The 13,271-nt window shown below is 68.9% G+C and carries 13 protein-coding genes; 7 read left to right on the top strand and 6 right to left on the bottom strand.

Going from position 1 to position 13,271, the window contains the following annotated elements:
- Positions 1 to 41 precede the first annotated feature (41 nt).
- Positions 42 to 533: a Cys-tRNA(Pro) deacylase gene (gene ybaK, locus WS61_RS25675; protein ID WP_059504665.1), complete on the bottom strand. Its 492-nt coding sequence runs from the start codon at positions 531 to 533 to the stop codon at positions 42 to 44.
- Positions 534 to 773: 240 nt separating this feature from the next.
- On the opposite strand from ybaK, the gene WS61_RS25670 reads away from it, so the two are divergent.
- On the top strand, positions 774 to 2,336 hold the full coding sequence (locus WS61_RS25670; protein ID WP_059504663.1) for a class I adenylate-forming enzyme family protein: 1,563 nt from the start codon (positions 774 to 776) through the stop codon (positions 2,334 to 2,336).
- Between the two features lie 63 nt (positions 2,337 to 2,399).
- Here WS61_RS25670 and xerD read toward each other — a convergent pair whose 3' ends face one another.
- From xerD to queG, 3 genes are all read right to left on the bottom strand, one after another.
- The gene (gene xerD, locus WS61_RS25665; RefSeq protein WP_059504661.1) at positions 2,400 to 3,350 is read right to left on the bottom strand and encodes a site-specific tyrosine recombinase XerD; all 951 of its coding nucleotides are present in this window, start codon (positions 3,348 to 3,350) and stop codon (positions 2,400 to 2,402) included.
- Complete coding sequence (locus WS61_RS25660) at positions 3,347 to 3,817, bottom strand: methylated-DNA--[protein]-cysteine S-methyltransferase (protein WP_059504659.1); 471 nt, start codon at positions 3,815 to 3,817, stop codon at positions 3,347 to 3,349. Before WS61_RS25660 ends, xerD begins: the two co-directional genes overlap by 4 nt.
- 65 nt (positions 3,818 to 3,882) lie before the next feature.
- A complete protein-coding gene (gene queG, locus WS61_RS25655) occupies positions 3,883 to 5,118 on the bottom strand; it encodes a tRNA epoxyqueuosine(34) reductase QueG (RefSeq protein WP_059504657.1) in 1,236 nt (411 codons plus the stop codon).
- 17 nt (positions 5,119 to 5,135) lie between these two features.
- Between queG and tsaE the strand changes: the two genes are divergently transcribed.
- Positions 5,136 to 5,687 (top strand): tRNA (adenosine(37)-N6)-threonylcarbamoyltransferase complex ATPase subunit type 1 TsaE, encoded by a 552-nt coding sequence (tsaE, locus tag WS61_RS25650; protein ID WP_059504655.1) that lies wholly within the window; start codon positions 5,136 to 5,138, stop codon positions 5,685 to 5,687.
- The gene (locus tag WS61_RS25645) at positions 5,669 to 7,195 is read left to right on the top strand and encodes an N-acetylmuramoyl-L-alanine amidase (RefSeq protein ID WP_059504653.1); all 1,527 of its coding nucleotides are present in this window, start codon (positions 5,669 to 5,671) and stop codon (positions 7,193 to 7,195) included. The genes tsaE and WS61_RS25645 overlap by 19 nt, the downstream gene beginning before the upstream one ends.
- A gap of 45 nt (positions 7,196 to 7,240) precedes the next feature.
- Here WS61_RS25645 and WS61_RS25640 read toward each other — a convergent pair whose 3' ends face one another.
- Positions 7,241 to 8,119, bottom strand: a complete 879-nt coding sequence (locus tag WS61_RS25640; RefSeq protein ID WP_179949706.1) for an EamA family transporter — start codon at positions 8,117 to 8,119, stop codon at positions 7,241 to 7,243.
- Positions 8,120 to 8,396: 277 nt separating this feature from the next.
- Here WS61_RS25640 and WS61_RS25635 point away from each other — a divergent pair, with 277 nt between their 5' ends.
- Together WS61_RS25635 and trxA are read left to right on the top strand one after the other, a co-directional pair.
- Entirely contained in the window at positions 8,397 to 9,278 is an 882-nt protein-coding gene (locus WS61_RS25635; RefSeq protein WP_059504650.1) for a pirin family protein, read from the top strand.
- A 52-nt stretch (positions 9,279 to 9,330) separates the two neighbouring features.
- Entirely contained in the window at positions 9,331 to 10,179 is an 849-nt protein-coding gene (gene trxA / locus WS61_RS25630) for a thioredoxin (protein WP_059504648.1), read from the top strand.
- A gap of 107 nt (positions 10,180 to 10,286) precedes the next feature.
- On the opposite strand, the gene tcdA is transcribed toward trxA, so the two are convergent.
- Positions 10,287 to 11,144, bottom strand: coding sequence for a tRNA cyclic N6-threonylcarbamoyladenosine(37) synthase TcdA (gene tcdA / locus WS61_RS25625; RefSeq protein WP_059504645.1), 858 nt, complete (start codon positions 11,142 to 11,144; stop codon positions 10,287 to 10,289).
- 128 nt (positions 11,145 to 11,272) lie between these two features.
- On the opposite strand from tcdA, the gene pdxH reads away from it, so the two are divergent.
- Together pdxH and WS61_RS25615 are read left to right on the top strand one after the other, a co-directional pair.
- Positions 11,273 to 11,917 carry a pyridoxamine 5'-phosphate oxidase gene (pdxH, locus tag WS61_RS25620; RefSeq protein ID WP_034208232.1) on the top strand — a complete coding sequence of 215 codons (645 nt, stop codon included), beginning with the start codon at positions 11,273 to 11,275 and terminating at the stop codon, positions 11,915 to 11,917.
- 121 nt (positions 11,918 to 12,038) lie between these two features.
- Positions 12,039 to 13,259 (top strand): cyclopropane-fatty-acyl-phospholipid synthase family protein, encoded by a 1,221-nt coding sequence (locus WS61_RS25615; protein ID WP_034208233.1) that lies wholly within the window; start codon positions 12,039 to 12,041, stop codon positions 13,257 to 13,259.
- Positions 13,260 to 13,271: the final 12 nt, after the last annotated feature.

Here is a 13,271-nt window from a genome sequence, read left to right as displayed (position 1 = left end):
ATTCTACCGAACGGGCGCGGACTGCCACGAAGGTGAAACCCTCAGTCGACGCTCGCGCACTGCACCGGCTGCGCACGGAGCAGCGACGTGAGCACCGCCGGCGCGAGGCTGACGAGGTAGCCGCGCCGGCCGCCGTTCAGGTAGATCGTCGGCAATTCGAGGATCGTCGCCTCGACGTAGACGGGCATCGCCTTGCGTGTGCCGAACGGCGACGTGCCGCCGACGAGATAGCCCGAATGGCGGTTCGCGACCTCGGGCTTGCACGGCTCGACCCGCTTCGCGCCGATCTGCCGCGCGAGATTCTTCGTCGACACGGTGCGGTCGCCGTGCATCAGTACGATCAACGGCTTCGCGTGTTCGTCCTCCATCACGAGCGTCTTCACGACGCTATGCTCGTCGACGCCGAGCTGGCGCGCCGATTCGCCGGTGCCGCCGTGCTCGACGTATTCGTACGGATGCTCGCCGAATGCGACGCCGTGGCGGCGCAGCAACTGGGTCGCGGGGGTTTCGGACACGTGTCTGGATTTGCTCATGGCGGCATTTTAATGGCGAACAATCGGCGCGCGCGCAATGGCATGCCCGCGCCGACGGTATACTCGCGGCCCGTTTTTCCGCCGGGTGGCCCGCCGCCTCTTGACGACGATTGCACGCGTCATCGTTGCGGACATCGCGATGCGCTATTGCCCGATTGGCCGATTGTGGCGCGCGCGCCGTCGTGGCACGATCGTTCGCAAATATCGTCGGCCGCCGCCTGCCCCTCTTCTGGAGACGCCATGTCCTCGCCTCGCCGTTCATCCGAATCGCTCGACGTCGATGCGCTGCTCGCCGCGCTGCCGCGTCGCATCGCCGACGTGCCCGCCCATCGGGCCGCGCAATCGCCTGCGCATCCGGCGCTGATCGAAGATGCGCGCCGCCTGTCGTACGGCGAGCTGGCACGGGCCATCGAAGCGGCGGCAGCACGGCTGGCGAGCCTGGGCGTGCAAGGTGGCGACCGCGTGATGATCGTCGCGGAAAACTGCGTCGCGCAGATCGTGCTGCTGTTCGCGGCCGCCCGCCTCGACGCCTGGGCGCTCCTGTCGAACGCGCGGCTGTCGGCCGCCGAGCTCGACGCGATCGCCGCGCATGCGCGCCCGAAGCTGATTGCATTCACGACAGATGTATCCCCCGATGCGCGCACCCATGCCGAGCGGCTCGGCGCAACACCCGCCGGCGCACTGCCGGTCGACATCGGCACGTGGTCGTATCGGGTCGATGCGGGCGCGCCCGCCGAACCGGTGGCCGCCGACGGCGCCGAGCAATGCGCGGCGCTGATCTACACGACGGGCACGACCGGCATGCCGAAGGGCGTGATGCTGTCGCACCGCAACCTGTTGTTCATCGCGGCGACATCGAGCACGCTGCGCCGCGTGTCGCCCGACGACGTCGCCTACACGGTGCTGCCCGTGTCCCACGTGTACGGGCTCGCGTCGGTATGCCTGGGCAGCCTGTACGCGGGCGCGACGCTGCGGCTCGCGCCGCGCTTCTCGCCGGAAGCCGTCCGCGTCGCGCTCGCCGACGAAGGCGTCACGATCTTCCAGGGCGTGCCCGCGATGCACGCGAAGCTGCTCGAACACCTGCACACGCACGGCCACGCATGGCGCGCGCCGCGGCTGCGCTTCGCGTATTCGGGCGGCTCGCCGCTCGATGCGAACCTGAAGGCGCGCGTCGAGCGCCTGTACGGCGTGCCGCTGCACAACGGCTACGGGATGACCGAAAGCAGCCCGACGATCACGCAGACGCCGCTCGACGCGCCGCGCACGGACAGTTCGGTCGGCGTGCCGATTCCGGGCGTCGACATGCGGATCGTCGCGCCGGACGGCACCGACGTGCCGCCCGGCGAAGTCGGCGAGATCCGCGTGCGCGGGCCGAACGTGATGCTCGGCTACTACCGCGACGCGGACGCGACGCGCGCGGCCGTGTCGCCGGACGGCTGGCTGAGCACCGGCGATCTCGCGCGGCAGGACGCGGACGGCGCAGTGACGATCGCCGGCCGCAGCAAGGAACTGATCATCCGCTCGGGCTTCAACGTGTATCCGGTCGAGGTCGAACAGGTGCTGAACGCGCATCCGGACGTCGTGCAGGCGGCCGTGATCGGCCGCGCGATCGAAGGCAACGAGGAAGTGCTCGCGTTCGTCGAGCTGGTGCCGGGCGCGACGGCGGACGAGGCGGCATTGCACGCGTGGTGCGCGGATCGGCTCGTGGCTTACAAACGCCCTGCGCATATCCGCGTGCTCGCTGCCCTGCCGGCCGCGTCGACCGGCAAGGTGCTCAAGCACCGGCTGCGCGAACTGATCTGACGCGGCCGCCGCACACGCGTGAGCCCGCATCGGCGCGTGCGGCGCCGCATGCTCGGGCGCGCGTCAGCCGCGCGGGTGGTGCTGCGCGTGCAGCGTCTTGAGCCGCTCACGCGCGACGTGCGTATAGATCTGCGTGGTCGAGATGTCGCTGTGGCCGAGCAGCAGCTGCACGACGCGCAGGTCGGCGCCGTGGTTCAGCAGGTGCGTCGCGAACGCATGCCGCAGCGTGTGCGGCGACAGGTGAGCGCGCACGTCGGCCTGCTGCGCGTGCCGCTTGATGATGTTCCAGAACTGCTGGCGCGTCATCCCGTCGCCGCGAGCGGTCACGAACAGCGCGTCGGCCGCGCGCGCGCCGAGCAGCGCCGGCCGCGCGTCGCGCAGGTAGCGTTCGATCCAGCCGTGCGCGACTTCGCCGAACGGCACGAGCCGCTCCTTCGAACCCTTGCCCATCACGCGCACGACGCCTTCGTTGAGGCCGACCTCGACCGTCTTCAGCGTCACGAGCTCGCTCACGCGCAGCCCGCTCGCATACATCAGCTCGAGCATCGTGCGATCGCGCAGGCCGAGCGGCGTGCCGATGTCGGGCGCGCCGAGCAGCGCCTCGACCTGCGCCTCGGACAGCGTCGACGGAAACCGGGCCGCCTGTTTCGCGGACGTGATCCGCAGCGTCGGGTCGGCGCTCGCGCGATGCTCGCGCACGGCCCAGCCGTAATAGCGGCGGAACACCGACAGTCGCCGGTTCGACGACGTCGCCTTGCCGTCGCTGCGCGCGGCGATGTAGCCCGTCACCATCGCCTCGTCGGCCGAGTCGAGCGGCGCGTCGTGCGTCGCGGCCAGCCATTGGGAAAACAGCGCCAGGTCGCGCCGGTACGCATCGAGCGTGTTGCGCGCGAGCCCGTGTTCGAGCCACAGCGCATCGCAGAACACGTCGATCGACGCGCGGCTCGCGAGCAGCGCGGGCGACACCGCGACGGCATCGCCGTCGGCTTCGGGGGAAATCAGCGGTTCGCTCATCGGTACGGCACGCCCTCGTGCGTCAGCAGCCAGCGCTTCACTTGCTGGTAATAACCATTGTCGTCGTGGTTCGCGAACCCGCCGAGGCCGCCCGCCGCGACGACGCGATGGCACGGAATCACGAGCGGGAAGTAGTTCGCGCCGCACGCCTGACCGACCGCGCGCGGCGCACTGCCGATCCGCTTCGCGACCTGGCCGTAGGTCAGCACCGTACCGGGCGGGATATCGCTGATCACGTCCCACACGCGGTGCTGGAATGCGCTGCCGACGTCGGCGAGCGGCAGGTCGAAGCGGGCGGACGCGCGCTCGAAATAACGTTCGATCTGCTCGACCGCGCGCTTCGCCAGCGCCGAATCCGGCTCGACCGACTTCATCGATTCGGGCAGATAGACGATCTCGCGCACCACCGCGGCATCGGTGCGGATGCCGACCTTGCCGAACGGCGCGTCGATGACTGCGTTGAACATTGCCTTCTCCTGACCGGGGGATGCGCGCGGCCCTGCCCGCGCGCCGACGACACTTTACGCCGCCTTCACGCGGCTCGCAGCGCCCATTCGACATGCTCGCGCACGACCGGCGACGGATCGTCGGCCCGCGCGCGCAGCGCGGCGACGATCGCATCGCGCGCGGGGGGGTCGAGCCGGCCCGCGCCGGCGCGCAGCGCATTGCCGAGCCCGACCGCGAGATTGCGCAGCCAGCTTTCGTAGCCGATACGCCGGATCGCGCTGCCCTGCATCCGCGTATCGAACGCGTCGGCGTCCCACTCGAACAGCTCGACGAGCGTCGCGCGGTCGAGGCCGTGCCGCACGTCGAAATCGGCGACGGGCGCGGCCTGCGCGAACTTGTTCCACGGGCACACGAGCTGGCAGTCGTCGCAGCCGTACACGCGATTGCCGATCATCGGCCGCAGCGGCTCGGGGATGCTGCCTTTCAGTTCGATCGTCAGATACGAAATGCAGCGGCGCGCATCGACGCGGTACGGCTCGACGATCGCGCCGGTCGGGCATGCGTCGAGGCAGCGCGTGCAACTGCCGCAATGCGCGCCGGGCGTCTCGGGCGCGATGTCGGGCGACGTGTGCGCATCGGTCGGCAGCGGCAGATCGACGTAGATCTCGCCGAGAAAGAACAGCGAGCCGGCGTCGCGCTGCAACAGCAGCGTATGCTTGCCACGCCAGCCAACCCCGGCCTTCTGCGCAAGCTCGACTTCGAGCACGGGCGCCGAATCGGTGAACACGCGGTGGCCGAACCCGCCGATCTCGTGCTCGATGCGTTCCGCGAGCGTCTGCAGCCGGTTGCGCAGCACCTTGTGATAGTCGCGGCCGCGCGCATAGATCGACACGACGGCCGCCTGCGGATCGTCGAGCCGCGCCCGTTCGCGCGCGCGCCAGTCGTGCGCGACGAGCGCATCGGGCGCGCCGCCGGGTGCACCGTCAGCGAGCGTTTGGGCCGGCAAATAGGCGAGCCGCACGGAGATCACGCGTCGCGTACCGGCCACAAGTTCGGCCGGCCGCGCGCGTTTCATCCCATGTTTCGCCATATAATCCATTTCGCCGTGGTACCCGGCTTCCAGCCAGGCGGCGAGGCCTGCTTCGGCATCCGAGAGATCGGTATCGCTGATGCCGATCGCCCCGAAACCCAATTCGCGCCCCCACGCCCTGATGCGAGCGGCGAGCGCAGTCAACGCCGCATCGTCGAGCGCGCACGGCGCCGCGCCTTCGTCACGAGTCGAAGGCCTGTCGGATGCGGTGCGTTCCGGTAGTCGGTTCATCGCACTATTTTACGAGAATGCCAGCCACGCCCAGCCAACCGCCTCATGCCATGTTGCCCGCCCCGCTCGCGGAGCGCGTGATCGCGCTCGCCGACGAAGCGGCAACCGAGGCCTTCGGCACGCGCTTCGCGCACGCGCTCGACGCAGCGCGCATCGCGCTCGACCGCGCCCATGCGTTCGACGGGCTGCAGATCCAGCTGGTCGGCGATCTCGGCGCGGGCAAGACGACCCTCGTGCGCGCGATCCTGCGCGGCCTCGGCCACTCGGGGCGCGTGCGCAGCCCGACCTATACGCTCGTCGAGCCGTACGCGCTCGAACGCAGCGATGGGGAACTCGAGGTCTATCACTTCGATCTGTATCGATTCAACGATCCGGCCGAATGGTCCGACGCAGGCTTTCGCGAATATTTCAATTCCAGCGCGATCTGCCTCGTCGAATGGCCGCAACAGGCGGGCGCCCTGCTCGGCGTGCCCGATCTGGTTTTCTCGCTCGACGTGGACGGCGACGGCCGCGCCCTCACCGTCCGTGCGTACAGCGCTTCAGGAAAGGCATGTCTCGAAAGATGTTGATCAAACCGTTCCGCTCGATCGAATCGGCGGCCACCGCGACGCACAACTGGCGGCGCCGTCAGATTCTGCGCGCGGGGGCGTCGACGCTGGTGCTCGGTCTCGTCGCGCCGCGGCTCGCGCACGCGTCGTCGGTGCTCGGCGTGCGCGTGTGGCCCGCGCGCGATTACACGCGCGTCACGATCGAATCCGATCAGCCGCTGCAGAATAGCCAACAGTTGCTGCAGGGGCCCGACCGGCTCGTCGTCGACCTGAGCGGCCTCGACCTGGACCAGGCGCTGCGCGACCTCGTATCGAAGATCGCGCCGAACGATCCGCAGATCCAGTCGGTGCGCGTCGGCCAGTATCAGCCGCACGTCGTGCGGATGGTGTTCGACCTGAAAGGCTCGGTGAAGCCGCAGGTGTTCACGCTGCCGCCCGTCGGCACGTACAAGTACCGGCTCGTGTTCGACCTGTATCCGGCCGTCGCGCCCGATCCGCTGTCCGACCTGATCGCGCAGACGGAACGCAAGGAACAGGCGCTCAACGACACCGCGCGCGCGCAGCAGATGCAGCCGCCGCCCGCGCTGGCCGGCCCGGGCACGCCGCCGCCCGCCGCGGGCGACAACAGCGACGCATTCTTCCAGCGTTTCGCGCAGAACACGCCGGCCGCGCCGCATGCGCCGCCGGCCGCCGGCACGCCGTCGACGCCCGCGAAGCCGGCCGTCAAGCCGCCGCCCGTCATCGCGCGCCGTGACGACAACGACGACGACGGCGACACCTACAAGTTCACCGCGCCGAAATCCGGCAAGGGCGGCACCGTGCGCCTGCTGACGGTCGCGATCGATCCGGGCCACGGCGGCGAGGATCCGGGTGCGATCGGCGGCGCCGGCACGTACGAGAAGCACATCGCGCTCGACATCGCGAAGAAGCTGCGCGCAAAGATCGACGCTGCACCGAACATGCGCGCGATGATGACGCGCGACGCCGATTTCTTCGTGCCGCTGAACGTGCGCGTGCAGAAAGCGCGCCGCGTCGGCGCGGATCTCTTCGTGTCGATCCACGCGGACGCGTTCACGACGCCGTCCGCGCGCGGCTCGTCGGTGTTCGCGCTGTCCGACCACGGCGCGACGAGCGCCGCGGCGCGCTGGATGGCGAACAAGGAGAATTCGTCGGACCTGATCGGCGGCATCAACATCAAGACGGCGGACGCGGCAGTGAACCGCGCGCTGTTCGACATGTCGACGACCGCGCAGATCCGCGACTCGCTGCGCTACGGCAACTACGTGCTGAAGGAAGTGGGCGGGATCAACAAGCTGCACAAGGGCTCGGTCGAGCAGGCCGGGTTCGCGGTGCTGAAGGCGCCCGACATTCCATCGATCCTCGTCGAAACCGCATTCATCAGCAACCCGGACGAAGAGCGCCGGCTCAACGACGACAGCTATCGCGACGAGATGGCCGACGCGATCTTCCGCGGCATCAAGCGTTATTTCGCCGCAAATCCGCCGCTCGCGAAGAACCGGATGGCCTGAGCGCCGCCCGCTCCCTGCCGCCGGCACGCAGCGCGTGCCGGCGCGTCACGGCGCCGCGACGCGGCTCAGCAGTTTCCCGCCGAACACGTTCACCGCGAGCCCGCCCATCACGAGCGCGGCGCCGATCAGTTGCGCTTGCGTCAGGTGCTCGTCGAGCAGCAGCGCCGACGACGCGAGCCCGACGATCGGCACCAGCAGCGAGAACTGCGCGACCTGCGCGGCCGGGTAGCGCGACAGCAGGCGGCTCCACAGCCCGTAACCGAGCAGCGTCGCGACGAACGCGAGATAGACGACCGCGAAGATCGACGCGCCGTCCAGGCCCGCGAGCGCGGTCGCGATCCGCTGCGGCCCTTCGAACCACAGCGACAGCAGGAAGAACGGCACGGGCGGCACGAGGCTTGCCCACACGACGAGCGACACGAGGTTCGCCTTCCCGACCTTCTTCGTGACGATATTGCCGACGGCCCACATCGCGGCCGCGCAGATCGTCAGCAGGAAGCCCGCGAGCGTCATCGCGCGGCCGCCCTGCGCGGCGATCACGACGAGCCCGCCCGCGGCGATCGCCAGCCCGATCAGGTTCTGCGCACGCAGCCGCTCGCCGAGGAACAGCATCGCGAACACCAGCGTGAAGAACGCCTGCGACTGCAGCACGAGCGATGCGAGGCCGGCCGGCATGCCGACGTACATCCCGGTGAACAGGAACACGAACTGGCCGAGCTGGATCGTCGCGCCGTACAGCACCAGCAGACGCCACGAAATCTGCGGCCGGTGCACGAAGAACACCGCGGGCACGGCCGCGAGCGTGAAGCGCAGCGCGCCGAGCAGCATCGGCGGCATGCCGTGCAGGCCGACCTTGATCACGACGAAGTTCACGCCCCACGCCAGAATCACGACCAGCGCGAGCAGCAAGTCCTTCGGGGCCATCATCGGCGTCTCCTTCGATTGTCGAATCATTGTCGTGAAGCCGGTCAGTCTACCGGGTTTCGCGCCCGGCCCGATACCCGCGCTGCGTGCGTGGAATCGGCCGCGCGCGCCGCCGGCGTGCGCAGCGGCTCGTGCAACGCGGGGGATACCGCACGACGCATGCCTGCCGCAGCCGCATCGCGCCGCAGCGTACCGCGCGCTTCGCGTTCCCCGTCACGCGCGCCGCCGCGCCGCCAGTACAATGACCGGCAATCCAGCCGTTCCCACGAGGCCCGCCATGACCGACTCGATCAAAGCCCTGCTGAAGCCGCACGTGCGCGACATCGGCAACCTGCAGGTGCGCCGCACGCTGCCCGCGCTCGCCGCACGCCTCGTCGGCCCGTTCATCTTCTTCGATCACATGGGGCCCGCCATGCTGCCGGCCGGCACGGGGCTCGACGTGCGCCCGCATCCGCACATCGGGCTCGCGACGGTCACCTACCTGTTCGACGGCGCGATCCTGCACCGCGACAGCCTCGGCTCTCGGCAGGAAATCGTGCCGGGCGACGTGAACTGGATGACGGCCGGCCGCGGGATCGTCCACTCGGAGCGCACGCCGGACGCGCAGCGCGCCAGCGGCCATACCGTGCACGGGATCCAGACCTGGGTGGCGCTGCCGCAAGCGCACGAGACGACCGAGCCGTCGTTCGGGCACCACGCGGCCGACACGCTGCCCAAGCGCGACGAACACGGCGCGGCGCTGACGGTGATCGCCGGCGACGCGTTCGGGCTGCGCTCGCCCGTGACGACGTTCTCGCGCACGCTCTACGTCGCGGCCGAATTCGCGGCGGGCGGCCGGCTCGAACTCGATGCGTCGCACGAGGAGCGCGCGGTCTACGTGGTCGACGGCGAGCTCGCGATCGACGGCACGCCGGTGCCGGCCGAACGGATGGCCGTGCTCGCGCCGGGCGCGACGGTCACGCTGACGAGCGGCCGCGGCGCACGCGCGATGCTGCTCGGCGGCGACCGGATCGACGGCGAACGCTTCATCGAATGGAATTTCGTCGCGAGCAGCCGCGATGCGATCGAGCGTGCGAAAGCGGCCTGGACGCGCCAGGAGATGGGCAAGGTGCCGGGCGAAACCGAGTGGATTCCGCTGCCCGAATCGAAGCCGCGTTGAAAAAGCGGCGCGCCACCCCCATCCTGACGATATTCGAACGGAAGAGAACGACATGGACACCACGCTTGCCACATTCGAGAAAGACGTCATCGAGGCGTCGCTGGACACGCCCGTGCTGGTCGACTTCTGGGCGCCGTGGTGCGGCCCCTGCAAGACGCTCGGCCCGCTGCTGGAAAAACTCGAAGCCGACTACGCAGGCCGCTGGAAGCTCGTGAAGGTCAACGTCGACGAGAACCAGGAACTCGCCGCGCACTTCCAGACGCGCAGCATCCCGCACGTGATCGCGTTCGCCGACGGGCGCCCGGTCGACCAGTTCGTCGGCGTGCTGCCCGAAGGTCAGTTGCGCGCGTTCCTCGACCGGCTGCTGCCGGCGGCCGAGGAAGCCGAGCGCCGCGCCGCGCAGTATGCGATGGCCGAACAGCGCTTCGACGATGCGCTCGCGCACCTCGAAGCGGCGCTCGCGCTGAACCCCGGCTACGACGACGCGCGTCTCGACCTGATCGAGCTGCTGCTCGCGCGCAACGAGGTCGACGCCGCGCGCGCCGAAACCGAACGCCTGTCGCCGCAAACCGTGCAGAACGGCGACCCGCGCTATCAGGCGATCAAGACCCGTTTCGACGCGCTCGACGCCACGGCCGACCTGCCGCCGACCGACGCGCTCGAAGCGCGTATCGCAGCGAACCCGGCCGATCTCGACGCGCGCTTCGACCTTGCGCAGAGCCTGATCGCGCGGCGCGCGTACGAAGGCGCGCTGGAACAGTTGCTGGAAATCGTGATGCGCGATCGCGCCTACGGCGACGACCTCGGCCGCCGCACGATGATCTCGGTGTTCGAACTGGCCGGCGATCGCCCCGACCTCGTCGCCGCGTGGCGACGCAAGCTGAGCATGGCGCTCAACTGATGCGCGCCCGGCCGGGCCGCGATGGCCCGGCTGCATCGCCGTATCGCTCGCGGCACGTCACCCGCGCCGCGGCATCATCTTGCCCTGCCCGCCCGCGCGCCGCGGGCTCAGCCGGCCGCCCGTGCCGCGATCGCCCGCAGCGCATGCGCGGCGGCCGCGAACCCGAAGCTCGCGGTCACGCACACGCTCGAACCGAAACCCGCGCAGTTGAGCCCCGCGACGTGCGCGGCCGCGGACGGCTCCGCGCCGTCCTCGATGTCGCAGGCCGCCGCTTCCGGATAGATCAGCGGCTCGTCCGAATACACGGCGCTGACCTTGAAACGCGCCTTCGGCCCGCGCGGAAAACCGTGCTGCTTGCGCAACTGCGCGCGCACCTTCGACAACAGCGGATCCTGGATCGTCAGCGCGAGGTCGTCGATGCGGATGCGTGTCGGGTCGAGTTGCCCGCCCGCGCCGCCGACGACGATCAACGGTTGCCGCTTCGCGACGCACCATGCGATCAGCGCGACCTTCGTGCGCACGCTGTCGATCGCGTCGATCACGTAGTCGAAGCCGCCGCCGAGCAGCGCGTCGAAATTGTCGGGCTCGACGAAATCCTCGATCCGGTTCACGCGGCACGCGGGATCGATCAGCGCGATCCGCTCGGCCATCGCGTCGACCTTCGGCTTGCCGTAATTGCCGTCGAGCGCATGGACCTGCCGGTTCGTGTTGCTTTCCGCGACGTTGTCGAGATCGATCAGCGTGAGCGTGCCGACCGCGTTGCGCGCGAGTGCCTCGGCCGCCCACGACCCGACGCCGCCGATTCCGATCACCGCAACGTGCGCCCGCTCGAACGCGGCGGCGGCCGGCGCGCCGTACAGGCGCGCGACGCCGCCGAAACGCCGCGCGCGATCCACGTCAAGCCGGATTTCCGGGGTCGGGGTAAGATCGGAAGAACTGGGCGGGACAGCGTCGGCGGAGGACATGGCAGCAAGGAAAACGTAAGTCGTGCAGCCCTCTATTTTGCCTGAACTCCCCGCTCGCACGCGCCACTGTGCACGCACGATTCCCGCGCGTTCGCTATACTGGCCCCAGATTGAAGCGTTTGCATAACATGACGACTCTCGCCGATCTCCGCATCAACTATTCGCGTGCTTCGCTCGACGAGGCCGATGCCGCCCCCGATCCCTTCGCCCAGTTCGATCGCTGGTTCAAGGAGGCGCTCGCCGCCAAGCTGCCCGAGCCGAACACGATGACGCTCGCGACCGTCGGCGCCGACGGCCGGCCGTCGGCCCGGATCGTGCTCATCAAGGGCGTCGACGAACGCGGGTTCGTCTTCTTCACCAATTACGAAAGCCGCAAGGGCCACGATCTCGCCGTGCATCCGCAAGCCGCGCTGCTGTTCTACTGGATCGAGCTCGAGCGCCAGGTGCGCATCGAAGGCCGGATCGAGAAAACCAGCGCGGAAGAAAGCGACCGCTATTTCGCGTCGCGCCCGCTCGGCTCGCGCATCGGCGCATGGGCGTCGGAGCAGAGCACCGTGATCGACAGCCGCGCGACGCTCGAAGCGCGCGAACGGGCCGTCAGCGAGCGCTACGGCGACGACCCGCCGCGCCCGCCGCACTGGGGCGGCTACCGCCTCGTGCCCGATTCGATCGAGTTCTGGCAGGGGCGCCCGTCGCGGCTGCACGACCGCCTGCTCTATACGCGCGACGCCGCGGCGGCGTCGGGCTGGACGATCTCGCGCCTGTCGCCGTAAGCGCGCCGCCGGCGCGTGCCGGCCGTGTCTCGTGTTGCATCCGGGCGCCCGCGCGGCAAGCGGCGGGCGCCGGTCAAGATACTTGGCTGTATTCGATTCAACGAACAAACGGAGAATCCAAATGTTCTGGGAAAAGAAGCTGGCACAGTGGGCGGACGAAGTACGGGCGAAGGCGAACATACCGGCGCGCCTCGTGCTGTGGAACGGCGAACAACTCGATTTCGGCACCTTCAGCGCGCCGCAGGTCACGCTGAAGGTGAACAGCGCGTCGGCGTTGCCGCTGCTGCTCGAACCGAGCCTCGACAATCTCGGCGAGGCGTACGTGAAGGGCAAGATCGACATCGAAGGCAAGCTGTCGGACATCATCAACATCGGCTACTCGCTCGCTCGCAGCACCGTGACGAGCGCGAGCAAGCTCGCCCGCGTGAAGCGCTACTTCAATCACACGAAGAGCACCGACAAGAAGGCGATCCAGTACCACTACGACGTCTCGAACGAGTTCTACCAGCTGTGGCTCGACGAGAACATGGTGTACTCGTGCGCGTACTTCGAGAACGGCGACGAGGATCTCGCCACCGCGCAGATCAAGAAGATCGACCACATCCTCACGAAGATCCGGCTCGAGCCCGGCCAGCGCCTGCTCGACATCGGCTGCGGCTGGGGCGCACTCGTGCTGCGCGCCGCGCAGAAGTTCGGTGCGACGTGTCTCGGCGTGACGCTGTCGCAGAACCAGTTCGACCTCGCGACCGCGCGCGTGAAGGCGGCGGGGCTCGAAGACCGGATCGAGATTCGTCTGCAGGATTACCGCGAGATCGAAGGCCAGTTCGACCGCATCACGAGCGTCGGGATGTTCGAGCACGTCGGCCGCAAGAACCTGCCGCTCTATTTCTCGCGCATCCGCGAGCTGCTGACCGACGACGGCATCGCGATGAACCACGGGATCACGTCGACCGACGCGGAAAGCGGCGAAACGGCGCTCGGCGGCGGCGAATTCATCGATCGCTACGTGTTCCCGGACGGCGAGCTGCCGCACATCAGCCTTGCGCTCGAAGCGGCGCAGCGCGGCGGACTCGAAGCGGTTGACGTCGAAAGCCTGCGCCGGCACTATGCGCGCACGCTCGATATCTGGACGGAAAACTTCGAAGCGAAAGCCGAAGAAGCGAGAAAGCTCGTCGACGACGAGAAATTCCGGATCTGGCGCGTGTATCTTGCCGGCTGCGCGTATGCGTTCGAGCACGACGACGTGTCGATCTTCCAGATCGTGTGCCGCAAGGCCGGACGCAGCGCGAAAACGCTGCCGTGGTCGCGGCGCTACATGTACGAACACGCGCTGCCGCGCTAGGCGGCGCCTCAC

This window comes from Burkholderia sp. ABCPW 11 (assembly GCF_001523445.1).
Taxonomy (GTDB): Bacteria; Pseudomonadota; Gammaproteobacteria; order Burkholderiales; family Burkholderiaceae; genus Burkholderia.
The sequence above is the reverse complement of the archived record's forward strand: the minus strand, read 5'-3'. Positions and strand labels throughout refer to the sequence as shown.